This window comes from Sinosporangium siamense (assembly GCF_016863435.1).
Taxonomy (GTDB): Bacteria; Actinomycetota; Actinomycetes; order Streptosporangiales; family Streptosporangiaceae; genus Sinosporangium; species Sinosporangium siamense.
The window spans coordinates 21,846-47,211 of record NZ_BOOW01000023.1; the positions used below are offsets into that span (position 1 = coordinate 21,846).

Sequence of the window (25,366 nt, forward strand, 5' to 3'; positions counted from 1 at the left end):
AAGAACGTTCCCCGGTGTGGTTACCCCAGAGCGGAGAGCGACCCGACATCGAACACGAGCTGCGGGGACACGGAGAACACCACGGTGGCCACGACCGCGATGGCGACGCCCACCGCGACCTGCGCCGACCGTGCCCGGGGCAGCTCGGGGGCGCCGCTCGGCGCGGGAGAGAACAGGGCGGCGGTCCACGTGGCGTAATAGTAGAGTCCCACGACCGTGTTGATCGCCATGACGATCGCGAGCCACGCCACGCCGCCGTCGACGAGCTCGCGGAAGACCGCGACCTTGGCGAAGAGCCCGGCGAGGCCGGGGGGCAGGCCGGCCAGGCAGACGAGGAAGAAGGCGAGGGCCAGCGCGGCGGCGGGGCTGCGGAAGATCAGCCCCCGATAGTCCTGCAAGGTGCCGCCGCCGAGCCGGGAGTCGGCCCGGGAGACGAGCATGACGACGGCGAACGCGCCGAGGTTCATGGCGGCGTAGAAGACCAGATAGACGACCGCAGCCCCGGCGCCGTCCGGCCCGGCGCCGAGGGGGGCGAGGATGTAGCCGGACTGCGCGACCGACGACCACGCGAGCAGGCGTACGGCATGAGCCTGCCGCATGGCCAGCAGATTGCCCACGGTCATGGTCAGCGCGGCGATCACGGCGACCAGGGGCACCCAGATGCCCGAGGTGAGGGGTTGGGCGACGACGAGCACGAGGATGAGCCCGGCGAATCCGGCGGCCTTTGAGATGACGGACAGCAGGGCGGCGACGGGCAGGGAGGCGCCTTCGTAGACGTCGGCGGCCCATGAGTGGAACGGCACAGCCGCGACCTTGAACGCGAATCCGGCGATGATGAGCACCAGCGCGGCGCTGGGAACGGCGGTCTGGGCGAGGGGGTTGCCCACGAGTCCCTGCTGGAGGCCGGCCAGGTGAAGGGTGCCGCTCACGCCGTACATGAGGGACACGCCGAACAGCATGATCGCGGTGGAGACGACGGAGACCAGGAAGAGTTTGACCGCCGCCTCGGAGGCACGTCCGTCGTAGCGGCGCAGGGCGGTGAGGACGAAGACCGGGAGCGAGACGAGTTCGAGGGCGACGACGAGCATGACGAGGTCGCGTGAGGCGGGCAGGGTGATCGCCCCCACGAGGGTGCAGAGCAGGAGGAAGTACCACTCCCCCACCGGAATCTCCCCACCGGCCAACTCCTCCATCGACAGCAGGATCACCACTACTCCGGCGACCAGCGCCAGACCGGCGAAGATCAGGGTGATGTGGTCGACGACGTAGGAGCAGGCGACCGGCGCCGGCACGCAGAACGTGGCGAGGGTCTGGCCGCGGACCGCCTGGGCGACGAGCAGGGCGAGGGCGGCGAGCACTCCGGCCAGCGTGACGAGCCCGAGAGTCCCCCGAACGCGGGGACCGCGGGGCAGGAAGGCGTCGAGCAGCAGCACCACGCACGCGGTGAGCGCGAGGGCGAGCGGAGGCGCGATGGCGAAGTAGTCGATGGACTGGATCACAGAGGTCATCGCGCCCCCAGGAGGGTCTGCACCGCCGGGTCGGTGATCGACAGGAGGGCCTTCGGCCACAGGCCGAACAGGAGGATGAGCAGAACCAGCGGCACCCAAGCGCTGTACTCATATTTCCGGACATCGGTGCCGTCGGTGGGAACGAGCGGCCCCGGGCTGCCATGGGTGACCCGGGAGAGCATGACCAGGAAATACGCCGCGGTGAGAAGCGTGCCGAGGCCGCCGACCGCCATGAAGACGAGGAACAGCGGGCGCGACAACCCGGGAGCCGGCTGGAAGGCGCCGAGCAGGGCCAGCATCTCCCCCCAGAACCCCGCGAGTCCCGGCAATCCCAGCGAGGCGATGCACGCGAAGGTGAGCAAAGACCCGAGGTACGGCAGACGCCCCAGCATGCCGCCGCCCAGGGCTGACATGTCGGCTGTGCCGTACCTGTCCTTGATGGCGCCGGCGAGGAAGAAGAGCAGGCCGGTGATCAAGCCGTGGGCGATGTTGCCGAACAGGGCGGCGTTGATGCCGACCGGGGTGAGCGTGGCGAAGCCGAGCAGGACGAAGCCCATGTGGCCGACGGAAGAGTACGCGATCATCCGTTTGAGGTCGCGCTGGGCCAGGCAGGCGAGTGCGCCATAGACGATGCCGACGACGGCGAAGGCGCCGAGCCAGGGGGCCACGGCGTGGGCGCCGTCGGGGAGCACGGGGATGGCGATGCGGGCGAAGCCGTACGTGCCCATTTTGAGCAGCACTCCGGCGAGAAGGACGGAACCGACGGTGGGGGCCTCGGTGTGGGCGTCCGGGAGCCAGGTGTGCAGCGGCCACATGGGGGTTTTGACCGCCAGTCCCACCCCGACGGCGATGAAGGCGACAATCTGCACACCGCGCGGCAGACCCGCGCCGTGGGCGCCGGCGAGGGCGACAATGTCGAGTGTCCCGGTCTGCGACCAGATGAGCAGCAGGCCGAGGAGGAGCACGACGGAGCCGAGCAGGGTGTAGAGGATGAACTTCACCGCCGCCGCGCGCCGCCTCGGGCCGCCCCAGATGGCGATCACGAAGTACATGGGGATGAGCACGACTTCGAAGAACACGAAGAAGAGCAGCAGGTCGAGTGCGAGGAAGGTGCCGATCATGCCGATGTCGAGCACGAGCAGCGCGAAGACCAGCTCCCTGCGGCGTCCGACCGCGCGGGCACCGAGCAGGTAGACGAAGCAGAGGAAGGTCAGCAGGGCGGTGAGCACGACGAGCGGGAGCGAGATGCCGTCGACGCCGAGGTGGAAGCGGAGGTCGAGGCCGGGGATCCAGGGGGCGTTCAGCTCGTGCTGGATCGCGGCGGCGTCGCCGTAGTCGAAGGTCAGGGCGAGCGCCGCGGCGGGCAGGAGGGCCGCGCCCGACACGATCACGCCATATGCCTTCAAGGCGCTCTCGGTGGGCTTGTGCAGGACGAACAGCCCGGCGGCCCCGAGGGTGGGGATCACCAGCAGGGCGACCGTCAACCACCCGGTCCACGTTGTCATCCGAGCACCACCGCCCCGATCACGATGACCAGCAGACCGGCGAGGAGGCCGCTGACGTAGACCTGCGCGTTGCCGTTCTGGGCGAAGCGCAGCAGACCCGACATGCCTTGCGCGGTGCGTCCGGAGCCGCGCACCGCGCCGTCCACCACCGTGTCGTCGGTGCGCACGACGAGGCGGGCCAAAGCCCACACCGGGCGTACGAACAGCGTGGAATACACCGTGTCCACATAAAACGCCCGCTCGAAGGGCACCCGGAGGGGCCCGAGCAGGCGCGCGGGGTCCCGCACCCGGTCACGCCGCCAGACGGCGTAGACCACGCCCGCACCGAGAAGCGACAACGCGACGCTGAGGACGGCGGTGCCGAGGTGCGGCGGGGTGAGTACGGCGAAGCCGAGCAGGAGAGCGGGCACCGCGAGCACGACGACCGGCCAGAGCATGGTGGCGGGCCCCTCCCCGGTGTGATGATCGTCGGCGGTGACGGCGGGCGGGCCGAAGAAGGTGCGCAACCACGCGCGGGTCGCGTAGGCCCCGGTGACGGCGACGGTCAAGAGGGCTGTGCCGTAAAAAATCGTGTTGAGCACCCCGCCCCGGGCGGCCTCGCCCATGGCGGCGAGCGCGGCGTCCTTGCTGAAGAAGCCGCTGGCCGGGGGCAGCCCCATGAGTGCGGCGAAGCCGACCGTCATGGTGGCGAACGTGATCGGCATGACGCGCCGCAGACCGCCCATCCCGCTCATCAGGTTGGTGGCGACCCGGTGGATGACAAGTCCGGCGCAGAGGAACAGCAGTGCCTTGAACGCGCCGTGCGTCAGCAGGTGGAAGATCGCGGCGTCGGCGTCGCGGGCGGCCAGGGCGCCCGCCATGATCGCGAGCTGGCTGATCGTGGAGTAGGCCAGCACCCGTTTGAGGTCGTCCTGCGCGAGTGCGGCCAGGGCCGCGCCGAGCATGCCGAGGGCGGCCATCGCGCCGAGCACGGTGAGGGTGCCGGGGGCGGCGGCGAAGACGGGGAAGAGGCGGGCGACGACGAAGATCCCGGCGGCGACCATGGTGGCGGCGTGGATAAGGGCGCTGATGGGGGTGGGTCCGGCCATGGCGTCGGGGAGCCAGGTGTGCAGGGGGGCCTGGGCGCTCTTGCCGGCGACGCCGGCGAGGAGGAGCAGCGTGCCGACGGTAAGCGTCGCGGGCGACATTTCGGGAAATCTCGTGATTATGTCGTCGATGCGGAAACTGCCCGCGCCGAAGCCCAGCACGAAGATCCCAAACAGGAACCCCACATCGCCGAGGCGCGTCACCAGGAACGCCTTGACCGCCGCCCGCGAGTTCGCCCGATCTTCCCACCAGTGCCCGATCAGCAGGTAGGAGCACAGCCCCATGATCTCCCAGCCGACGTAGAGCACGATCAGGTCGGCCGCGTAGACCACCAGCAGCATGGCGCTGGTGAACAGGCTGATAAAGGCGCTGTAGGAGCGATAACGCCGCTCATAGCGCATATATCCCACCGAATAGACCTGTACGGCGAGAGCCACCACCGTGGCCAGCACCCCGGTCAACGCCGACAACTCGGTCACGTCCAGCCCGACGGAGATCGGCAGAGAGCCCGTCTCGATCAACGTGAGTGTGCCGGACACCCGCGCTCGGCCGATCGCCAGCCAGGCGGCGAGCACCGCGGACACCGCCGCCGGCACGACCGCCACCCAGGCCGCCCACCGCACCGACCTCGGCCCCAGGAGCCCGCCTACCGCTCCGAGAAACGGCAGAAGTACGGCGAGAGCCGCCACAACGATCATCGCCCCACCCCCTCCTTCGCCGCGGCCCCGTCCCCGCGGCCCTCATGCTCGGGCTCGGGTTCGGACAGGTCGCGGAGCCGGTCGAGGTCCACGGTGCGCCGGTTACGGAAGACGGCGAGCACGATCGCGAGCCCGACCCCGAGTTCGGCGGCGGCGATCACGATGACGAACAACGACAGGACCTGGCCGCCCAGCAGCCGATCCTCCAGCCAGACGTTGAACGCGATCAGGTTGAGGTTGACCGCGTTGAGCATCAGCTCGACAGACATCAGCACCAAAATGGTGTTACGTCGCGCGAGCACGCCGTAGATCCCGATCGAGAACAGCAGGACTGAGACCACGACCGGGTAGAGGATGTGCATCTATCTCCCCCTGATGTCCGTGCGGGAGAGCACGATCGCGCCGATGAGCGCGGCGAGCAGCAAGACCGAGAGCGCCTCGAACGGCAGGACCCAATAGCGGAACACCGCCGCCCCGACCGCCTCCGCCGTCCCCTGCTTGACCGGCCCTGCGGGCGACAAATCCACATACGCGTGGCGGAACCCATCGGCCACCACGGTCACCAGCACCACGGCAGTGGCAAGCGCCACCACTGCGGCCACCACCCGGTTACCGCTGTTGAGATCGGCCGACCGCCCGATCGGAGCCCGGGTCAGCATGATGCCGAACAGGAGAAGCACCACCACGGCGCCCACGTAGATCAAAACCTGGACCCACGCCACGAACTCCGCCGTCAACACCAGATAGCACCCGGCGAGCGCCCCCAGGCACACCACGAGCCACAACGCTGCGTGCACGACCTGCCTGGTCGTCACCACCAGCAGCGCCGCTCCCACCGCGACCACCCCGAGCAGCAGAAATACGATCTCGTGCCCGGTGGGCGACAGATAGGAGGGTGCTTCGTTCACGACGTGGAGTCCCCCGAATCCGGCGACCCCGGACGCTCAGGAGGTTCGTCACCTCTGCCGTTCTCCGGTCTCTGCGCCTCAGGTCTCCGCGACTCCGGCTCTGCGGACTCCGGTTCTTCGGGCTCAGGTTCCTTGGGTTCCGGCTTCTTGGGCAGTGCGCCCGGCGGCCGGATCGCCCGGATGTTCGCCGACGTCATCCGCCGTGGTCGCTCCTCCGGACCGGGACGTTCAGGCCGAGCTGCGGACTTGGGAGGTTCCTCGCCCCCGGTGCCCGATTCGGGCGCCTCCGGTTTCCGAGGCTCCGCTTCTTCGGGCGGCGCCCCCTCGGGCTCCGGCTTCTTGGGCAGCGCGCCCGGCGGCCGGATCGCCCGGACATCGCGGGCAGCCATCCGTCGTGGCCGCTCCTCGCCGGCAGCCCCGGCTTCGCGTGGCGGCGCGGACTCCGCCGCCGGACCGGGCGTCCGGTCAGCCGGCTCGGTGCGGCGGGGCCGTGCCTCCGCCGTCTTCCCCGTGGAAGGGCGGGCGGGGCGTTCCGCGGCGGCGATCTCCTTGGGCGGCTCGGCGCCCACCTCGTGCGCGGGCGGCGGTGGAACCGTCTCGACCCACGAGCCGAGCCGCTCCTTCTCGTGAAGCAGATCGAGGATGTCGTGCTCGGCGTACTCGAACTCGGGCGACCAGAACAGCGCGTCGAACGGGCACACCTCAATGCAGATCCCGCAGTACATGCACAACGAGAAGTCGATCGCGAACCGGTCGAGGACGTTGCGGGCCCGGGGACGGCCTCCCTCGGGGGCCGGCAGGGTCTCCTTGTGGGAATCGATGTAGATGCACCAGTCGGGGCACTCACGCGCGCACAACATGCACACGGTGCAGTTCTCCTCGACCAGGGCGATGACACCCCTGCTGCGAGGAGGCAGTTCCGGCTGGACCTCGGGGTATTGCTGGGTCACCGACTTGTTGACCATGTGCCGCAGGGTCACAGCCAACCCTTTGGCCAGCCCTTCTCCGGGTATACGCGCCACATTCCTCATCATGTCGCACATGAGGGCGATCGTGAACTACCAAGTCCCGACCGGACCCCCATCACGCCAAAGCGACCTTGACGACCCCGGTGATGGCGAGCTGGAGCAACGCGAGGGGAACGAGCCCGAGCCAGGCGAGCTTCTGGAGCTGGTCCTCACGCAGCCTCGGGTAGCTCACCCGGACCCAGATCACCACAAAGGCCAGCGCGAACACCTTGATCAGAGTCCACACCGGGCCGGGCAGCAGCGGCCCCTGCCAGCCGCCGAGAAACAGCACGGTCGTGAGCGCCGACAACACCACGATCCCGGCATACTCCGCAAGGAGAAAAAGGGCGAACCTAATGCCGGTGTATTCCGTCATCGGCCCCATGATGATCTCCGACTCGGCGATCGGCATGTCGAACGGCGGCCGGCGCAGCTCGGCGAGCCCCGCGATGAAGAACACCGCGAGCCCGATGGCCTGCCATGGCAACCACCACCACTCCCACGCCTCGACGATGCCGGGGAGCGACAGCGTGCCCGCCGCCATCGCGACCGAGGAGGCCGCGAGCACCAGCGGCAACTCATAGGACACGAGCTGCGCCGCCGACCTCATGCCGCCGAGCACGCTGAACTTGTTGCCCGAGGACCACCCGGCCATGATCGACCCGAGCACCCCGACGCCCATGACGGCGAGCACGAAGAACAGCCCGACATTGAGGTCGGTGCCCACCAGCCCCGGACCGATGGGGATGACGGCCAGCACGACGAGGTACGGCACAAGCGCGACAGCCGGGGCTATCGAGAAGATTCGCCGGTCGGCGGCGGCCGGGACGACGTCCTCTTTTTGCATGAACTTCACGCCGTCGGCGATGAGCTGGGCCCAGCCGTGGAAGCCCCCGGCGTACATCGGGCCGAGGCGCGACTGCATGTGGGCCATGACCTTGTGCTCGGTCTGCCCCACGATCAACGGCAACACCAGAAAGACGGCGAGGATCAACACGAGTCTGAGCACAAGGTCGAGGACCTCAGCCACGCTCGTCCCCATTCTCCACAGATGTCTCGGCAGCGGGATCGGCAGTGGTTTCGGTGGCGGATTCGGTGGCTGATTCGGCGGTGGGCTTGATCGCGGGGCGGGCCCAGTCCGCGGGCACCCCCGGCGGCAGCGTCTTGCGGCGGCTGGGCGAGCCGTGCCCGGACTCGCCGGGTTCCTTCGCCCCCGGCCACGGTTTGGCAACCCGGGAGGCCAGCACGAAGTCCTTACGCAGCGGGTGACCTTCGAAGCCGTCGGGGAGAAGCAACGGCACCAAATGCGGATGCCCCTCGAACTCCACCCCGAACATCTCGAACGTCTCACGCTCGTGCCAGTCGGCCCCCCGGTAAAGGCCGGTGAGGGTGGGCAGCGTGGCGGCGGTGTACGGCACGCGGGTGCGGAGCAGCAGGTGCCGGTGGCGGGCCGGATCGTATACGTGGGCGACGACGGCGAAGCCCTCCGGCGGCTCGTCGACCCCGGTCAACCAGTCGAAGAACACACAGCCGAGGTCGTTCCGGGCGAACTCCGCGAGGGCCTGCCAGTCGTCCGGCGCGACCTCCGCCGTGATCTGGCCGAAGGCCTCGCTCACCTCGACGCGGGAGCCGTACTTCTCCTCAAGCGCGGCTCTCATGCCCGGTCCCCGGCGTAACGTTCGCCGAGACTCTCGGCGGCGATCTTCTCCTGGAGTTTGACGATGCCGTGCAGGAGGGCCTCGGGCCGGGGCGGGCACCCCGGGACGTAGACGTCGACCGGAATGATCTGATCGACCCCCTTGGTGACGCAGTAGGAGTCCCAGTACGGTCCACCGCAGTTGGAGCAGGCTCCGAAGGAGATGACGTATTTCGGGTCGGGCATCTGCTCGTAGAGGCGTTTGACCGCGGGGGCCATCTTGTCGGTGACCGTGCCCGAAACGATCATGAGGTCGGCCTGCCGGGGCCCGTTGGCGAAGGGGATGACCCCGAAGCGGATGAAGTCGTGGCGGCTCATCGACGTCGCGATGAACTCGATGGCGCAGCAGGCCAGGCCGAAGTTGAACACCCAGAGCGAGTAGCGCCGCCCCCAGTTGAGGATGAAGCGCATGGGTTTGGGCGCGAGCCTGGACAGTGGGCCTACGCGGGTTGTGGGCATCGGGAGATCCGCCATATCCCGCATTCTCCTCCTGTGTTCAGGTCCAGGCGAGTACGCGTTTGCGCCACGCGTAGACGATGCCAAGTGCGATGACGGCCAGGAAGACGAACATCTCGACCAGCGTGGCCATGCCGTACCCCGGCTGGGCGAACACCGTGGCCCAGGGGAAGAGGAAGACGGCGTCCACCGCGAAGATCACGTAAAGATAGGTGAAAACGTAGTAACGGATCTGGGATTGTGCCCAGTCCGCGCCGACCGGGTCGACTCCGCACTCGTAGGTGGTGAGTTTGTCCGCTGTCAGGTTCGTCGGCCGGAGCAGCCGGTTGATCAGGATAGCCCCGGTGAAAACGGCCACACCGATCGCGAGCAGGGCGACCACGAGGACGTAGGAGCTCATGGGCGAATCTTAACTCGGAGTGCCGCCGTCACCCAGATATCACTCTCTGGAGTCAAAGGCTCATCACCCTTCCCCTCAAGGGGCGGCAAATGTGGCTTTTTCCCGCTTACGGTGGCTCAATGCGCAGACTGCTTAGTTTCGGCGGCCTAGCGCTGGTAGCCCTGTCAGCAGTGGCCTATGGCGCAACGGGCCGGTCAGAGGAGAACGCGAGTCGCCCTGTCTCCTCAGACCCCACCTTGATCAACTATGTCGATCCGGCGAAAGTGCCCGGTCTCACTTCACACACCATTACCGACGAGACCAACGGACGACACGTCCACATCACCCATCCCTTGCTCAAGGACGCACCCGCTCTCAATGAACGACTCAAGGCCGAGATAGCCCGTCAAGTCGGCAGCTTCACCACAGCCAACCCTCGGGCCGATCGTGCTCCCTACCCGGAGTTCACCATGGATTGGCGCGTCGTCGCCCAATCCCCCTCCGTTCTCGGGATCAGGCTCCGCACAGGGGAGCTCACCCAGGGGAAGTGGATCAACTCCCAGCGCACACTCTGGTACGACAAGACCACCCGGACCCCTATGGGCTCCGCCGACCTCCTCAAGCAGGGCGGCGCGCTCGGGGAGCTCGCGAAGATCGTGCGCGCCGAGGGCATGGAGCGGAAGAGCTCGCGGATCGACGGCGCGCGGATCGTGGGGAACCCCATGGTGTTCGACTCGTTCGTCTTCAACCGGAAGGGCGACCTCGTGGTGGAGTTCGACGACTACCAGGTATCGGACGCCGTGACCGGCCGTGTCGCCCTCGCCGTCGACCACGACAAGATCGCCAAGCTGCTTTCGGCCACGGGGCATCGGGCCCGGGAGGCCCGAATCGGGCAGCAGGCCACGCATCCCGTGCCCGCCCGGCGAGACGCCGGCCAGGTCTTCAGCCCCGACGGCGCGTTCCCCGCCGCCAAGAGCTCACGCGCCGGATCGGTGAACTGCGCCAAGGCCAAGTGCGTGGCCATCACCTTCGACGGCCCGGGGAAGTACACCCCGGAGGTGGCAGGGGTGCTGAAGCGCCATGACGCCAGGGCGACCTTCTTCACCGCCGGCCCGAGTGCCACGGCGCACCCCGACATGTTGCGCCGCCTGCGGGAGGAAGGCCACTTGATCGGCAACCACTCCTGGTCGCACCGCACGCTGAGCTCCCTGCCGCAGAGCAAGGTGCTCGACGAGCTGGAGCGCACCCAGGACTCGGTCGTGGCGGCCCTCGGTCAGCGGCCGACGCTGCTGCGCCCGCCGTACGGCGAGGTCGACGACAATGTGATCACGGTGTCCCGGAACCTGGGCCTCGCCGTGGTGATCGGCGATGTGAACACGCACAAGCTGAAGGACGCCGACGCCGCGACGGTCGAGGGGTTTGTGACGGAGAACGTCAGGAACGGATCGGTCGTGCTGCTCCACGACACCCACGGGCCCACCCGGGAGGCGTTGCCCGGCATGCTCCGCGCCCTCGCCGACCAGGGCTACAAGTTCGTCACCGTCCCGGAGCTGTACGGAAATGCGGTGATGGAACCCGGGAAGGTCTACCTCGCGGGCCCAAATGTCACGTCCGCCGCCGTTCCCCCGCCTCCTGGGGAAGGGCATGGAGATAAGCACCGTCACCACACCGAGTAAGCCGTGTGAAGGTCGCATGAAGGTCACGTGAGGGCCACCGGTGAGGGTTGCGTGGTGACCTCTGCAAAACGCCGGTCCGCAAGTGTGCAGGCGGTTGCCCCTATCGGGGAAAGATTAACTTTCCATCCCTTCAAGGCCCGGCAAAAAGCGATATTGCCCCTTTAACCTGGCAGACATGCGCAAGCTACTGGGTATCGGTGGGCTCGCGCTGATCGCCATCACCTCGGTCGCATATGGCGTGACAGCCTCCCCCGCGGAGCCCGAGTCCACCATCCCCTCGGATCCCACGATCACCGGCGCCGTCGACCCCGGGCGGGTCGACGGTCTCAGCACGCGCACCATCACCGAAGAGCACAAGGGACGCCACGTCTACATCACCTACCCCGTCCTTAAAGGCGCACGGGCGCTCAACGACCGCCTGCGGGACGAGGTGACGGGCCGGCTCCAGGCCTTCAGCGACCGGAACCCGCAGGCCAACCGGATCCCCTACCCCGAGTTCAACGTGGACTGGCGGTTCGCCGCCTTCTCCGCCGCCGTCGTCGGCGTGCGGCTGCGTACAGGCGAGTTCACTGGATCGGGCTGGACGAACTCCTACCGGACGATCTGGTACGACCGTGCCTCACGCCGCCCCCTCGACTCGACCGACCTGCTCGCCGAATCCGCCGATCTCGGGGCACTCGCCGAGCACGTGCGCGGGGCGTTCGGGGCACGCACCGACTATGTGGACCTCGACGCGGTCACATCCGACAAGTCGCTCTTCGACTCGCTGACGTTCAACCACCGGGGCGATCTCGTGGTGGAGTTCGACGACTACCAGGTGGCCTCGGGGGCGATGGGCCGGGTGGCGGCGGCCGTCCCCTTCGACAAGGTCAAGAGCCTGCTCTCCCCCGCCGGGCACCAGGCCAGGGAGGCCGTGATGCGGGACTCGGCGACCCGGCCGAGCCTGCCGTACACCTCGCTCAGTGAGGCGGTCAAGGCGGCCGAGCACAACCACCCCCCGGCGGTGAGCAACCGGGCGGGCACGGTCGACTGCCGCGAGGCCAAATGTGTGGCGCTGGCCTTCGACGACGGCCCCGGCGAAAACACCGGGCGCCTGCTGGACACGCTGGCCGAGCACAAGGCCAGGGCGACCTTCTTCACGGTCGGGGCGAGCGCCGTGGCCTATCCGGAGCTGCTGCGCAGGATGCACGACGAAGGCCACCTGATCGGCAACCACTCGTGGTCGCACCGCACCTTCAGCGCGCTGAGCCCGAGCAAGATCGCCGACGAGCTGGACCGCACCCAGGACGCGGTGGCCGCGGCGATCGGCCGGCGCCCCACGATCATGCGCGCGCCGTACGGCTCGACCGGCGACAAGGTCGTCGACGCGGCGCGCGACCAGGGCCTCGCAGTTGTGTCGGGCGACCTGCACAACGTCGACCTGGAGAAGTCGACCCCGTCGGCCATCGCCGACGACGTGGTGGAGCGCGCGAGACCCGGGGCCGTCATCTCGATGCACGACGTCTACAGCCCGAGTGTGGAGGCGCTGCCCACTATCCTGAGCAGGCTGCGGGACCGCGGATTCACGTTCGTGACGATCCCCGAGTTGTACGGCTCCCGCCCGATGGAGCCGGGGGAGGTCTACCAGGCGGGCCCGCCGACGGAGGACGATTCTCAATCGATCTGGTGAGCCGTTGATCACCGTGAACGTCACGACACACGACATTGGCCACTGAAACATAATTCGGTTACATGCCGGTATGTAGCGGACATCGCACGACCACTGACTGGGTGTCCTGCTGTGACCTGCCACGGAAGGTCTTTACGCCACCCCCGCACCACGAGGTGGAAGGGGGACATATAGTTGGACAGCGTGACCCCTACTGTCCTCTTCGCCCGGCTGCACGTTGACCTGTGCCGGCTCGCGTCGGGACTGTGTCGCGCCAATCACTTCCGGTCGTGACCGAGCGCTGACGCCCCCGCCGATCGCAGACCGACGATGTCTGACATCGACCCCGGTTCCTCCGGTGCACGCGGTAGGAATCCGCCCACGCACCCCTATGCCCCGCTGCCGGGCGTCCCCACGCCGGTCGGGGCCAAGCCCGGCAGCCGGCGAGGCTTCAGAGCCGAGTCTCGCTTTAGGCGCACGTCGCATTCTCGGCTGAGTGGAATGTGAACCCGCAAGCGCGTAACCCAAGGGATCTAGCATGGAACTAAGAACGTGCCACGATAATCGGCGCCCTATCGCGTCGAGGAGGACCGAGCTGTGACAAAGCAGGTTCAGCAACTCGACCGCGTGATCATTCGATTCGCCGGTGACTCCGGCGACGGCATGCAGTTGACCGGAGACCGCTTCACCGCGGAAACGGCCGAGTTCGGTAACGACCTGTCCACGCTGCCCAACTTCCCGGCGGAGATCCGCGCACCCGCAGGCACCCTGCCCGGCGTGTCGAGTTTCCAGCTCCACTTCGCCGACCACGACATCCTCACCCCTGGCGACGCCCCCAACGTGCTCGTCGCCATGAACCCCGCGGCGCTCAAGGCCAACCTCGGCGACCTGCCGCGCGGCGCGGACATCATCGCCAACATCGACGAGTTCACCAAGCGCAACCTCCAGAAGGTCGGCTACGACGCCAACCCGCTGGAGAACGACGCCCTCGCCGAGTGGCGGGTGCACCCGGTGGCGCTGACCTCGCTGACGGTCAAGGCGCTTGAGAACTTCGAGATCTCCAAGAAGGACGCCGAGCGGGCGAAGAACATGTTCGCGCTCGGCCTGCTGTCCTGGCTTTACCACCGGCCGGTCGAGGCGACGGTGAAGTTCCTGGAGAGCAAGTTCGCCAAGAAGCCCGACATCGCCAAGGCGAACATCGCGGCCTTCAACGCGGGGTGGAACTACGGGGAGACGACCGAGGCGTTCTCGGTTTCCTACGAGATCAAGCCGGCGAAGCTGGCCCCCGGCGTCTATCGCAACATCGCGGGCAACCAGGCGCTGGCCTACGGTCTGATCGCGGCCTCCGTGCAGGCCAAGCTGCCGCTGTTTTTGGGGTCCTACCCGATCACCCCCGCCTCGGACATCCTGCACGAGTTGTCCAAGCACAAGCGGTTCGACGTGCGCACCTTCCAGGCCGAGGACGAGATCGCGGGAGTGGGCGCGGCGCTCGGCGCCTCCTTCGGCGGGGCACTCGGCGTCACCACGACCAGCGGCCCGGGTGTCGCGCTCAAGGCCGAGACCGTGGGCCTGGCGGTGATGACGGAGCTGCCGCTGATCCTGGTGGATGTGCAGCGGGCCGGCCCGTCGACGGGCATGCCGACCAAGACCGAGCAGACCGACCTGCTGATGGCGATGTTCGGGCGCAACGGCGAGTCGCCGGTGCCGATCGTGGCCCCGTCCACCCCGAGCGACTGCTTCCACGCCGCGATCGAGGCTGCACGGATCGCGTTGAAGTACCGCACGCCGGTCATGCTCCTGTCGGACGGCTACCTCGCGAACGGGTCGGAGCCCTGGAAGCTGCCCGAGATCGACGACCTGCCCGACATCTCGGTGGACTTCGCGACCGAGCCCAACGGTGAGGACGGCAAGACCTTCCTCCCCTACAAGCGCGACCCGGAGACACTGGCCCGCCCCTGGGCGGTGCCCGGCACGCCCGGCATCGAGCACCGCATCGGCGGCATCGAGAAGGCCGACGGCTCGGGCAACATCTCCTACGACCCGAACAACCACGACCTCATGGTGCGGCTCCGCCAGGCCAAGGTGGACGGCATCGACGTGCCCGACCTCGAGGTCGACGACCCGGCGGGCGACGCCCGGGTGCTCGTGCTCGGCTGGGGTTCGACCTACGGGCCGATCGCGGCCGCGGTGCGCCGGGTGCGCAAGGCGGGCGGGAAGGTCGCCCAGGCCCACCTTCGCCACCTCAACCCGCTGCCCGCCAACACCGGCGACGTGCTGCGGGCCTACGACAAGGTGCTGCTGCCCGAGATCAACCTCGGCCAGCTCGCGCTGCTGCTGCGGGCGCGTTTCCTCGTCGACGTGATCAGTTATAACCGCGTGCGCGGCCTGCCGTTCAAGGCGGAGGAGCTGGCCGGCGTGATCCAGGACGTGATCGACAGTGACTGAGACCCTCAACGGGAAGGGCCTGGCCCTCGTCCCCAAGACCGACGCCAAGCAGACGCTGAAGGACTTCAAGTCCGACCAGGAGGTGCGCTGGTGCCCGGGTTGCGGTGACTACGCGATCCTGGCGGCGGTGCAGAGCTTCCTGCCCGAGCTCGGCCTGCGCCGGGAGAACATCGTGTTCGTCTCGGGCATCGGGTGCTCGTCCCGCTTCCCGTACTACCTCAACACCTACGGGTTCCACTCGATCCACGGCCGCGCCCCGGCCATCGCCACAGGTCTGGCCGCCTCCCGGCCCGATCTGTCGGTGTGGGTGATCACCGGTGACGGCGACGCCTTGTCGATCGGCGGCAACCACCTGATCCACGCGCTGCGCCGCAACGTCAACCTCAACGTCCTGCTGTTCAACAACCGGATCTACGGGTTGACCAAGGGCCAGTACTCCCCCACCTCCGAGGTCGGCAAGATCACCAAGTCGACGCCGATGGGGTCGCTGGACAAGCCGTTCAACCCGATCTCGCTGGCGATCGGGGCCGAGGCGTCCTTCGTGGGCCGCACCATCGACTCCGACCGCAAGCACCTCCAGTCGGTGCTGCGCGAGGCGGCGGCACACCGCGGCACGTCGCTGGTGGAGATCTACCAGAACTGCAACATCTTCAACGACAACGCCTTCGAGCCGCTCAAGGACCCCGCCCTCCGGGACGACATCACGTTGCGCCTGGAGCACGGGCAGCCGATCGTCTCGGCGATCAAGGCGGTGCGGCGCCGGGCCGACGGCACCCTTGAGGTGGTCGACCGCGCCTCGGTCGACGAGTCGGAGATCGTCGTCCACGACGCGCACAACCCCGACCCGTCGCTCGCCTTCGCCCTGTCCCGCCTCGACGAGCCGTGGTTCGCCCACGTGCCGATCGGGGTGTTCCGGAGCGTGCAGCGGCCGTCCTACGACGAGGAGATGGCGGCCCAGGTCGACCGCGCCACCACCGAACGCGGCGCGGGCCGGCTGAGCGACCTGCTCATGTCAGGCGACACCTGGCGCATCAGCTAGCCAACCGTCCGAGGTCCGGCATGCGGGTAGCGCATGCCGGACCTCGAGCGTTTTCAGCCGGATAGTGGGCCGTACGGCAGAGCCAGACGGCGGGCGTACGGCAGAGCCGAGCGACAGTGGGGTACGGCAGAGCCGGGCAGTGGGCATACGGCGCAGCCGGACGGTTGTCGCCGTGACCTGGCGGAGTCCGGCGGTCCGGGGTGTGAGCGGTACACGCCCTCTGTGCTCGCCCCGTGGAAGGCCGGCCACCCCCGGCCCGGCCATGGCCGGCGGCCGGCTTCGCCGTACCGCTCAGCTCTTGACGTGGTCCTTGATCGTGGACACGTCGCCGTTGCGGACGGCGGGGAAGGTGGTGGTGCTGAGGCCGTCCTCGTCGGCGCCGACGGCGCCCTTGGCGATCTCCTCGCCGTCCTTCTTGGCGACGGCCTGGTCGACGCGGTCGGTCTTGGCCTTCTTGCTCTTCTTCTCCTTTGCGGCGGCGGGCTTGGCCGGAGGGGGGACGGTCACGCTGTCGTCGGACTGCCACGGGATGACCACGGCGCCGGGCAGTTCAGCCCCCACCTGCTCAAGCTGCCGCAGACCATCGCGGATGTCTGAGAAGCGGGTCTTCGGCACCTCGACCACCATCAGCACGAGATCCGCCAGTTGGGCGAGTGCCTGCGCGTCGGCGCCCATCGACGTGGAAGGCGCCTCGATGATCACATAACGCGACCGGTCACGCAGAGAGTCGATGAGCCGGGACATGCGCTCACCCTGCAACATGTCGACCACCAGCTCGGTCTCATGCCCGCGCGGCAGCACCCGCAGCGACGGCGGCATGGCCGCCCGCGCCTCGACCTCAGACAGGGTTGAGGTGCCGAGCAGCACCTCCGACAGGCCCTTGCGGTCGGCCACGCCCAGCAGCGCGCTACTCACCCCCGACTCGAGGTCGGCGTTGACGAGCATGACGTCCGATCCCGTGCGGGCGAGCGCGGCGGCGATGTTGACCGCGACGACGTTGGCGCCGATGCCCTCGCTGGCGCCGGTCACCAGGACGACCTGGTTGCCGGGCCCGTCGCCCAGCCGTGCGGTGATCGCGTGGCAGAGCTCGTGGAACCGCTGCCCGACGCGGCTGCGTGCCGACTGGATGCCGAGGGCGGCGGTCTTGCGCCCGCGCGGGAGGTTGAGCAGCACCTGCGCGCCGAGCACCCGGCGCATGTCGGAGGCGGCGCGCACCCGCTTGTCGGCGCGGTCCACCATGAGCGCGATTGCCGCGCCGAACAGCACACCGGCGAGCAGGCCCGCGGGCAGGAACATCATCGGGTCGGGGAACGAAGGCTTCTTCGGCAGCGCGGCGAGGGAGAGCATCTCGCCCACCGCGACGTCGGCGGCCTCGATCCGGATGTCGGCGAGGCGGGAGGAATATGCCTGGAGCTGCCCGTTGATCAGGGTGCGCTCGTCGATGTTGCTCTCCGGCGTGCGGTCGAGCTGGTCGCGCAGTTTGTCGACCTGGTCCTGCAAGCCGCTGACCTGTTTCTTGAACCGGGACTCCGCGCGGGTGCGGCGCTGGGTGAGGTAGGCGTTGGCGAAGGCGTTGGCGCCCTCCTGGGCCTGCGCGGGGGTCGGCGCCTGATAGCTGATCGCGAGGAGCGCGGAGTCGCGCGGCGCGGTGACGGTGACCCGCTCGATCAGCGTCTCGAAGCCGTCGGTGGTGCCGAGGAGCTGCTGGACTCTTTTGACCACCTCGACGCCGCGCACCCGCCCCATCTCGGTGTCGAGGTTGACCTCGGCGTTGCGGCTGTCGGGGTTCTGCGGGGTGACGAGCACCGTCGCCTTGGCCGTGTAGACGTCGGGGAGGTAGAGCACCCCCAGCGCCGCCGCCGCTACTCCGAGTGCCGCCCCCACGACCATGACCCACCAACGCCGTCGTAAAAGAGAGGCGTAATCGGCGATCTCCATGGCTTCCGCGCGGGGCGTCGTGCTCATCAGGTTCCCTGGAACCCTTCATCCGTAGGTCTGGGGGGAGCCATGCTCCAACGGAGAGCACGGTCGGCGTAGCGATCTCGGTGAGCGGCGAATGCCACCCCAGAATACCCTTTCGCCATCCTTTGCCTGATGATCGCAAAGTCACCCCGCCGATTGTCACCTTTTGAAGATCATTCGCGATAACACTCTGGGGATCTTTTGGGATCTCCCTATGGATCATCACGCCGTTAAGAGTTTGAGGAGCGGGATGCGAGCGACCACAGCGGTCCCGGGCGATCTCGGTGAGGGCGAACTGGCTCTCTGGCGGGCATGGCAACATGACGGCCGGGGGCTCGCCAGCCCGTTCCTGGCACCGGATTTCGCCCTGGCGATCGCCCGGGTAAGGCCCCACTGCGAGGTCGCCGTCTTCGAGGACGACGAGGGCATCGCGGGCTTCCTCCCCTACGAGCGGCACGGCTCCGGGGTGGCGCGGGCCGTCGGCCTGTCGGTCTCCGACTGCCAGGGGGTGGTGGCCCGCCCCGGTGTCCGCCTCACGCCGTCCGACATGCTGCGGGCGGCGTCCCTGTCGGTGTTCGAGTTCGACCACCTGCTCGCCGCGCAGGTGCGGCCGGGGGATCGGGACGCCGTCCGGGTGGGTTCGCCGGTGATGGACCTCGGCGAGGGTTACGCGGCTTACCGCGACGCACGCCGGGCGCTGACCCGGTCGGCCATCGGCTCGGTCGAGCGCAAGGACCGCAAACTGGGCCGCGAGCGCGGTGAGCTCCGGCTTGAGTACGGCTCGCGTGATCCGGCCATGCTTGAGCTGATGATGGCGTGGAAGTCCGCGCACTATCGGCGCACGGGGGCCTCCGACCGATTCGCCTGGCCGTGGGTGCGGCGGCTGGTCGAGGAGAGCTTCGCCGTGGACGGCACCGACGGCAAGGACTACGGCGGGCTGCTCAGCGTGCTCTACGCGGGCGACACCCCGGTGGCGGTGGAGTTCGGGCTGCGGTCGGCAACCGTCTACGAGCGGTGGTTCGGCGCCTACGACGCCGACGGATTCCCGCAATACTCCCCCGGCCTGGTCATGCTGCTGAGGTTCGCCCAGGCCGCCGCGGACGACGGGCTGACCACCATCGACCTCGGCAAGGGCAACGAGCCCTACAAGGAGTTCTTCGCCAGCTCGCACATCCCGCTGGCAGAGGGATGGATCTCCTCACCGTCGGTGCGTTCCGCCGTTTACCGGTTATGGCACGCTCCACCCCGCGCGGCGCGCTCGTTCGTCAAGCGCCATCCCGGACTGCGCAGACGCGCCAAAGAGACCCGCGACACGATCAACCGAGTACGTAGATATGGTTTTGGAGCTGGTGGCTGATGTCCTCTCATCTGACGGTCCTCGGCTGGCACAACGTCGAATCGACCTGGTGTTTCCCCGTGACGGGCTCGGGTGCGGCCGGCCTTGAGGGACAACTGCGGCGGCTGCGCAAGTTCGCCAATGTGGTGCCGCTTGAGGAGGCACTCGACTCGCTCCGTGAGGGGCGGCCGCTGCCGCCCCGCGCGGTCGCGCTCTGCTGGGACGACGGATACGTCGACAACCTCCGCCTCGCCGTACCCATCCTGGAGAAGCTAGGTCTGCCTGGAACGTTCTTTCTCGTGCCGGGCCTGCTGTCGCGCGAGAGCCGGGCCTGGTGGGAGGTCGCGGGGTGGGCCTTCGAGCGCAGCTCGAAGGAGCGCATCGAGTGGCGCGGCATGCGGCTGTTCACCCGGGGCCAGGCAGGCAGGATCTGCTACGGCAGAGCCGCCGACACCCTGCGCACGATGGCGGCCGAGGAGCGGGAGGAGGCGCTGGCCGACCTGGTCGACCGGCTCGCCGCCGAGGGCGAGCCAGGCGACGCCGGCCTGTTCCTGGATTGGAACGATGCAAAAGAGCTGGTCAGTCGTGGTTTCTCAGTGGGGTCGCACACGATGCGGCACGCCACACTCGCCCAGGAGTCCCCGAAGGCGCAGTTCGAGGACCTCCGCCAGTCGCGTGAGACGCTGGAGGGGGAGCTCGGCGTGCCGATCCGTGTGGTCGCCTATCCCTTCGGCCAGTCCGACGCGGTGAGCGAGGCCACGCGCGACGCCGCCGAGAGGGCGGGCTACGCGCATGGCCTGACCACGGAGTTCGGCTGGAACACCCGTGCCACGCCCATCGCCCACGGCAGACGCATCATGCTTGAGCCGCACATCGGCTTCGCGCAGACGGTCGTGGGGCGGGTCGCCGGGCGGATCCAGGCCAGGCGCGAGTGAGGTCAGCGGTCGCTTCTGCTCATCAGGCTGAGTGAGGTGCGGCGTGCCCGGATGACGCGGTAGGTCAGCAGCATGAGGCCGCTCCCCCCGGCGCCGGCGGCGATGACGATCATCAGCGTGTCGTTGTCGTTCACGGGCTGTGTCCCCTCGGCGAGGCTGGGTGAGATGCCCGCGGGCACGGCGTCGTCGACGTCGGCGTCCTCCGGGAGCGGCACCTTCCACACCGGCTGCCGCGGCCCTTCGGAGTTGACGAGCAGCGCGTCGCCGTGGGGGCTGAAGGTGACGCCCTCCCCCTGCCGCTGCTCGGGCAGCTGGATCGTGACGGGGGTGCCTCTGAGGGAGGCCACCACGTCGTTGTTCCGGATCCACCAGACATAGGCGTGGGTGGCGTTGCGCACGACGAGGCGGTCGCCTGTGGGGGAGAAACCCGCCCCGGACGCCCCCGGCACAGGAACGTTGTCGATGACTTTGCGCAGCACGTTGTCCTGGCTTGTGCTCAGCGACGTGGGTGCGATCCAGACCGGGGCGGGGCTCGCCTGCTTTTCGGTCTTCTCAATCGCGATCGCCTGGCCTGTGCGGGGGTGAATGGCCAGGGCCTCGACATTGTGCGACTCGCCGTCGGCGTACACAAGAGGATAGGTCGTGACCTGGGTGACCCGGGTTTCCCCGCGCACCGAGGAAGCCGGCTCCGGGATACGAATCATACGAAATTTCGTGCGATAAGGCATGTTTCGGTCTCGGCGGACAAACCAGGCGTCGCCGGTGTCGGCAAGGTATAGATGCCCTGGTCCGGTGTCGTTTCTCACCAGGGCAATGTCCTCCCAGTCCTCGTTTAGCTCGCGTCTGGGTAGCCGAAGTGTCGCAACAGTTTCACCTTTATCGTCAAACGCGTACACCTCGGCGGCTCCTCCCGCGTCAGGGATGGTGTAGAAACGCTCACCGTCCCCGCTCACCACCAGCCCGCTGGCCTCAGCGATGCGGTCGTCCGCCATGTCGAAGAGACGCTCTGGCGGCTCCGTCCCGGTGACCGGGGAGGCGTGAGCGACTGCGGCGAATGGGAGAAGTGAGCAAAGCGATAGAACACAACCTAAGGAAAGTGAGGATACGAGGATCCTGCCTCCACGCACCGAAAGACCACCTATCGTCCTCGTCGCGGATAATGATGAAGTTTGATCGCTACCCCTACCAGAGGGGGGCGAAAAACCACAACTGGCCAGCGAGCCTAGCCTAGAGCGGCGCGGTCTCCCAGAAAGGAGCAACGCACTGAACGGGTCTTTCTCCCCCCAATCCTCCACACCCTCCGTCACGGTCGTGGTCGCCACCCGGGATCGCCTTGAACTTCTCCGCAGAGCCGTCACCGCAATACTTGATCAAGAATATGACGGCGATATACGGGTAATTGTCGTTTTTGACCAGTCTGAGCCGGTGGAACTCGGCCTCGCCACCCGGCCCGGCCGTACATATGAGACCACCGTCAACGCCAACACCCCGGGGCTCGCGGGCTCGCGCAACACGGGTGTGGCCATGGCAGAGAGCGAGTTTGTGGCCTTCTGCGATGACGACGACGAATGGCTACCCGGCAAACTGCGGGCACAGGTCGAACTCCTCGCCACCGCGGGCGGCGTCGCCGCCGGGACCGGCATCGAGATCCGCTGCAAGGGCACGTCCAGCCCCCGTTACGGGCCCGAGCGGCCCGTCACCTTCCAGGACCTGCTCAAGGATCGTGTGTTCGCCCTCAACGGCTCCACTTTGATCATCAAGCGCGACGTGCTGGTCGACCAGGTCGGGCCGGTCGACGAAGACCTGCCGGGGAGTTACGCCGAGGACTACGACCTGCTGCTGCGCATCGCCAAGCTGGGCCCGATCCACTGCGTGCGGGAACCCCTGGTGGCGATCAACTGGCAGGGGTCCTTCTTCTCCCGCCGCTTCCCGATGATCGCCGACGCGCTCACCCACCTGCTGGACAAACACCCCGAGTTCGCCACCGAACCGCACGGACTGGCCCGCATCGAGGGCCAGATCGCCTTCTACCAGGCGGCGGCCGGCAACTACGCCGACGCCCGGGAGTGGGGCTGGCGCGCGGTCAAGCACAACCCCCGCGAACGGCGCGCCTATCTCGCGTTCCTGATCGCCGGGCGGCTGACGAGCGGGCAACGGGTGCTCAGCGCCCTGAACGCACGCGGAAGAGGAATCTGAGACCTCGAGCGTGAACGCAGTGCAGATAGCGCCCTCAGCCGAGGGTCAAGGGAAGAACTCCCCCGCGCCGGCGGCGCGGCAACGGGAACTGCCGGTGTGGCCGTTGCAGGCCCTCTTCGTGCTGTATCCGTTGTGGTGGGTGATCGGCCTGGCGCCGTTTGTGGGCGCCATGGTCTCCGTTCCCATGGTTCGCTATCTCTCGCGGCGGGGGCACACCGTCGTGCCCCGCGGCTTCGGGTTGTGGCTGCTGTTCATGTTCGCCATGATCCTCGCCAGCACGCAGCTCGACAGCGCGCCGCGGCTCATCGGAGCCGTGTTCCGCATCATGGCGTACGCGAGCGCCACCATCGTGTTCGTCTACGTCTACAACAGCTCGCGCGAGCGGCTGCCGGTGAGCAGGATGACCGGCTTCGTCGTGGTGTTCTGGGCCTTCGTCATCGTCGGCGGCTATCTCGGCGTGTTGTTCCCCGAGGGTTCCTTCACCACCCCGATCGGGCGGCTGCTGCCGGGGTCGATCACCTCCAACGAGCTGGTCTCGTCACTGCTCTTCCCGAAGTTCGCCGAGGTGCAGGAGATCTGGGGGGCCGATCAGCCGTTCGTACGGCCGAGCGCGCCTTTCCCCTACACCAACGCCTGGGGCAGCCACTACGCGCTGATGGTGCCGCTGGTGCTGCTCTATATGCGGATCGGCGCCTCCCCGAAGCAGCGGGTCGTGCTCGCGGTGCTGGGCGCCGCCTCGTTCGTCCCGGCCTTCGCCACCCTTAACCGGGGCATGCTGGTCGCCGTCGGGGTCGGCCTGCTCTACGCCGCGCTGCGATACGCCGCCAGGGGACAGATCGGCGGGCTCATCGCCATCTCCGGGGTGATGGCTGTGGGCGGGGTCGTGGCCTATCTGACCGGAGTCGTCGACTCCATCGCCTCGCGCACCGAGGTCAGCGGGTCGAACGACGACAGGGTCGGCATCTACACCGAGGCGTTCACCCGGACCCTTGAGTCTCCGCTGCTCGGGTGGGGCGCTCCACGCCCCTCGCTGACCATCGGCGTCTCCGTGGGCACGCAGGGACAGTTCTGGAACATCATGTTCTCGTTCGGCTTCCCGGCACTGATCCTTTACACGTCCTTCCTGGTGCTGCTCGCGTGGCGCACGAGGAGGGTGGAGCTCGGGCTGATCTGGCTGCACGTCGTGCCGGCCATGGCGACGTTCATGATCTTCTACTACGGCCTGGACAGCACGCAGCTCGTCATCATCTTCCTGGCCGGCGCTCTTGCCCTGCGTGAGATACGACATTCCTCCTTATCCCCCTCCGCAAAGGTGAGCCAGCGGTGACCGCGCCCGAGACGACGCCCACAGCCGCGCCGGCCTCCGAGGAGGGGAGCGGCAAAGAACTGAAGACCTTCGCCAAGACGGGTCTCGTCACCCTGGCCGGGTCGATCCTGTCGGCCGCCGCCGGGTTCGCGATCACCCTGGTGGTGGCCCGCACGCTCGGCGCGGCCGAGGCCGGGGTCTTCTTCATCGTCGTCGCGATCTTCATGATCCTCAGCGAGATCACCGAACTCGGGGCGGACACCGGGCTGGTCAGGACCGCCGCGCGGCTCAAGGCGCTCGGCCGGATCTCCGCCCTGCGCAAGGTCGTGGTGTCGGCGATGGTGCCGGTGCTGCTGCTGAGCGCCCTCACCGCGGCCGCGGTCGTCGCGCTCGCCCCCTGGCTCGCCTCGCTGTTCGCCGAACCCCGCTACCACGACGTGGCGGTGTTGTTCCTCTACTGCGCGGCGCCGTTCCTCGCGGTGTCGGCGGGACGGCAGGTGGCGCTGTCGGGCACACGCGGTCTCGGCGATCTGACCGCCTACACGGTCATCAACGTGGCCATGCCGGTGGCCAGGCCGGTGCTGGCGCTCGCGGTGTTCGCGCTGGGCCTCGGCTCGGGCGCGGTGATGCTCGCGTGGTCGGTGCCGGTGGGCCTCACGTTCCTCGCGGCGGTGTTCGTGCTCTGGCGGCTGCTCCGCCGCGCGGAGGCCGGCGCGCCGCCCGACCCTCCCGCCGAGCCCGGTGAGCGGCCGGTGCTGCGGGAGTTCTGGGGGTTCTCCGCGGCGCGCGGCGTGGCGGCCACGATCGAGATCGCCATCGTGTGGCTGAACGTGCTTGTAGTCGGCGCCATGGTCTCCAACCACGACGCGGGGGTCTACGCGACCGCCAGCCGCTTCATCACCTCGGGCACCCTGGTGCTGGCGGCGACCCGCATCGCGGTGGCGCCGCAGATCGCGGCGCTGCTGGCCACAAAGGACTACAAGGTCGCCGAACGGCTCAACGCCGTCGCGACCGGGTGGGTCGTGGCAGCCTCGTGGCCGCTCTATCTCGCCCTGGCGTGTTTCGGCCCGGTGGTGCTCACGCTGTTCGGCGAGGACTTCACCGGCGGCGACGGCGCGCTCGCCATCCTGGCGCTCGCGATGCTGATCGTGCTGGCGGCGGGCAACGTGCAGACGGTGCTGCTCATGGGCGGCAAGAGCTCGTGGAGCCTCTACAACAAGATCGCGGCGCTGGCGGTCAACGTCGTGCTCAACGTGCTGCTCGTGCCGGTCTACGGCATCGAGGGCGCGGCGGTGGCCTGGGCCGCCGCCTATCTGGTGGACACGCTCGCCGCGGCCGTCCAGGTGAGGTACGGCTTGCGCCTGCGTCTCGGCCTGCGGACCTTCGCGCTTCCGGCGCTGGGAGCTGTCTTCTGGTTCGGCGTGGTGGGGGTCGTCTTCCGGATCACGGCCGAGCCGACCGGAGGGGCTTTCGCCGCATATCTCGTGGTCGCTTGTGCGGGATTCGGGCTGACGTTGTGGCGTGGCCGGAGATCCTTGCACGTCGACGAACTTCTTCAAGCCATCCGCAAGCGGAAGTAA

At 68.2% G+C, this 25,366-nt stretch carries 22 protein-coding genes; 10 read left to right on the plus strand and 12 right to left on the minus strand.

The window, feature by feature from the left end; all coding sequences use genetic code 11:
• Window positions 1-20: 20 nt before the first annotated feature.
• The 10 genes from Ssi02_RS18170 to Ssi02_RS18215 all read right to left on the minus strand — a co-directional run bounded on the left by Ssi02_RS18170 (window position 21) and on the right by Ssi02_RS18215 (window position 9,264).
• Entirely contained in the window at window positions 21-1,508 is a 1,488-nt protein-coding gene (locus tag Ssi02_RS18170) for an NADH-quinone oxidoreductase subunit N (RefSeq protein ID WP_239129013.1), read from the minus strand.
• The gene (locus Ssi02_RS18175) at window positions 1,505-3,013 is read right to left on the minus strand and encodes a complex I subunit 4 family protein (protein ID WP_204026974.1); all 1,509 of its coding nucleotides are present in this window, start codon (window positions 3,011-3,013) and stop codon (window positions 1,505-1,507) included. Before Ssi02_RS18175 ends, Ssi02_RS18170 begins: the two co-directional genes overlap by 4 nt.
• Window positions 3,010-4,797, minus strand: a complete 1,788-nt coding sequence (locus Ssi02_RS18180; RefSeq protein WP_204026976.1) for an NADH-quinone oxidoreductase subunit 5 family protein — start codon at window positions 4,795-4,797, stop codon at window positions 3,010-3,012. Before Ssi02_RS18180 ends, Ssi02_RS18175 begins: the two co-directional genes overlap by 4 nt.
• Window positions 4,794-5,159, minus strand: a complete 366-nt coding sequence (gene nuoK, locus Ssi02_RS18185; RefSeq protein WP_204026977.1) for an NADH-quinone oxidoreductase subunit NuoK — start codon at window positions 5,157-5,159, stop codon at window positions 4,794-4,796. The genes Ssi02_RS18180 and nuoK overlap by 4 nt, the downstream gene beginning before the upstream one ends.
• A complete protein-coding gene (locus tag Ssi02_RS18190; RefSeq protein WP_204026978.1) occupies window positions 5,160-5,705 on the minus strand; it encodes an NADH-quinone oxidoreductase subunit J family protein in 546 nt (181 codons plus the stop codon).
• Window positions 5,702-6,685: a 4Fe-4S binding protein gene (locus tag Ssi02_RS18195; RefSeq protein ID WP_239129014.1), complete on the minus strand. Its 984-nt coding sequence runs from the start codon at window positions 6,683-6,685 to the stop codon at window positions 5,702-5,704. Before Ssi02_RS18195 ends, Ssi02_RS18190 begins: the two co-directional genes overlap by 4 nt.
• 103 nt (window positions 6,686-6,788) lie before the next feature.
• Window positions 6,789-7,742: an NADH-quinone oxidoreductase subunit NuoH gene (nuoH, locus tag Ssi02_RS18200; protein ID WP_204026979.1), complete on the minus strand. Its 954-nt coding sequence runs from the start codon at window positions 7,740-7,742 to the stop codon at window positions 6,789-6,791.
• Complete coding sequence (locus Ssi02_RS18205; RefSeq protein ID WP_204026980.1) at window positions 7,735-8,370, minus strand: NADH-quinone oxidoreductase subunit C; 636 nt, start codon at window positions 8,368-8,370, stop codon at window positions 7,735-7,737. Before Ssi02_RS18205 ends, nuoH begins: the two co-directional genes overlap by 8 nt.
• Entirely contained in the window at window positions 8,367-8,867 is a 501-nt protein-coding gene (locus Ssi02_RS18210) for an NADH-quinone oxidoreductase subunit B (protein WP_204026981.1), read from the minus strand. The genes Ssi02_RS18205 and Ssi02_RS18210 overlap by 4 nt, the downstream gene beginning before the upstream one ends.
• A 37-nt stretch (window positions 8,868-8,904) precedes the next feature.
• The gene (locus Ssi02_RS18215) at window positions 8,905-9,264 is read right to left on the minus strand and encodes an NADH-quinone oxidoreductase subunit A (protein WP_204026982.1); all 360 of its coding nucleotides are present in this window, start codon (window positions 9,262-9,264) and stop codon (window positions 8,905-8,907) included.
• Window positions 9,265-9,500: 236 nt separating this feature from the next.
• Between Ssi02_RS18215 and Ssi02_RS18220 the strand changes: the two genes are divergently transcribed.
• The 5 genes from Ssi02_RS18220 to Ssi02_RS18235 all read left to right on the plus strand — a co-directional run bounded on the left by Ssi02_RS18220 (window position 9,501) and on the right by Ssi02_RS18235 (window position 16,051).
• A complete protein-coding gene (locus Ssi02_RS18220; RefSeq protein ID WP_204026983.1) occupies window positions 9,501-10,919 on the plus strand; it encodes a polysaccharide deacetylase family protein in 1,419 nt (472 codons plus the stop codon).
• 175 nt (window positions 10,920-11,094) lie between these two features.
• On the plus strand, window positions 11,095-12,588 hold the full coding sequence (locus tag Ssi02_RS18225) for a polysaccharide deacetylase family protein (RefSeq protein ID WP_204026984.1): 1,494 nt from the start codon (window positions 11,095-11,097) through the stop codon (window positions 12,586-12,588).
• A gap of 183 nt (window positions 12,589-12,771) precedes the next feature.
• The gene (locus tag Ssi02_RS39820; RefSeq protein ID WP_373870159.1) at window positions 12,772-12,861 is read left to right on the plus strand and encodes a putative leader peptide; all 90 of its coding nucleotides are present in this window, start codon (window positions 12,772-12,774) and stop codon (window positions 12,859-12,861) included.
• A 303-nt stretch (window positions 12,862-13,164) separates the two neighbouring features.
• Window positions 13,165-15,012: a 2-oxoacid:acceptor oxidoreductase subunit alpha gene (locus Ssi02_RS18230; protein WP_204026985.1), complete on the plus strand. Its 1,848-nt coding sequence runs from the start codon at window positions 13,165-13,167 to the stop codon at window positions 15,010-15,012.
• Window positions 15,005-16,051, plus strand: coding sequence for a 2-oxoacid:ferredoxin oxidoreductase subunit beta (locus Ssi02_RS18235; RefSeq protein ID WP_204026986.1), 1,047 nt, complete (start codon window positions 15,005-15,007; stop codon window positions 16,049-16,051). The genes Ssi02_RS18230 and Ssi02_RS18235 overlap by 8 nt, the downstream gene beginning before the upstream one ends.
• A gap of 291 nt (window positions 16,052-16,342) precedes the next feature.
• Here Ssi02_RS18235 and Ssi02_RS18240 read toward each other — a convergent pair whose 3' ends face one another.
• On the minus strand, window positions 16,343-18,016 hold the full coding sequence (locus Ssi02_RS18240) for a tyrosine-protein kinase domain-containing protein (protein ID WP_204026987.1): 1,674 nt from the start codon (window positions 18,014-18,016) through the stop codon (window positions 16,343-16,345).
• A 247-nt stretch (window positions 18,017-18,263) separates the two neighbouring features.
• On the opposite strand from Ssi02_RS18240, the gene Ssi02_RS18245 reads away from it, so the two are divergent.
• Complete coding sequence (locus Ssi02_RS18245; RefSeq protein ID WP_204026988.1) at window positions 18,264-19,370, plus strand: GNAT family N-acetyltransferase; 1,107 nt, start codon at window positions 18,264-18,266, stop codon at window positions 19,368-19,370.
• Window positions 19,370-20,284 carry a polysaccharide deacetylase family protein gene (locus Ssi02_RS18250; protein WP_204026989.1) on the plus strand — a complete coding sequence of 305 codons (915 nt, stop codon included), beginning with the start codon at window positions 19,370-19,372 and terminating at the stop codon, window positions 20,282-20,284. The genes Ssi02_RS18245 and Ssi02_RS18250 overlap by 1 nt, the downstream gene beginning before the upstream one ends.
• A gap of 2 nt (window positions 20,285-20,286) precedes the next feature.
• Here Ssi02_RS18250 and Ssi02_RS18255 read toward each other — a convergent pair whose 3' ends face one another.
• Entirely contained in the window at window positions 20,287-20,988 is a 702-nt protein-coding gene (locus tag Ssi02_RS18255) for a hypothetical protein (protein ID WP_204026990.1), read from the minus strand.
• Between the two features lie 559 nt (window positions 20,989-21,547).
• Between Ssi02_RS18255 and Ssi02_RS18260 the strand changes: the two genes are divergently transcribed.
• From Ssi02_RS18260 to Ssi02_RS18270, 3 genes are read left to right on the plus strand one after another with little or no spacing between them, the layout of a single operon-like run.
• Window positions 21,548-22,480 (plus strand): glycosyltransferase family 2 protein, encoded by a 933-nt coding sequence (locus Ssi02_RS18260; protein ID WP_275410706.1) that lies wholly within the window; start codon window positions 21,548-21,550, stop codon window positions 22,478-22,480.
• A 10-nt stretch (window positions 22,481-22,490) separates the two neighbouring features.
• Complete coding sequence (locus Ssi02_RS18265) at window positions 22,491-23,807, plus strand: O-antigen ligase family protein (RefSeq protein WP_204026994.1); 1,317 nt, start codon at window positions 22,491-22,493, stop codon at window positions 23,805-23,807.
• Entirely contained in the window at window positions 23,804-25,366 is a 1,563-nt protein-coding gene (locus Ssi02_RS18270) for a lipopolysaccharide biosynthesis protein (protein WP_204026996.1), read from the plus strand. The genes Ssi02_RS18265 and Ssi02_RS18270 overlap by 4 nt, the downstream gene beginning before the upstream one ends.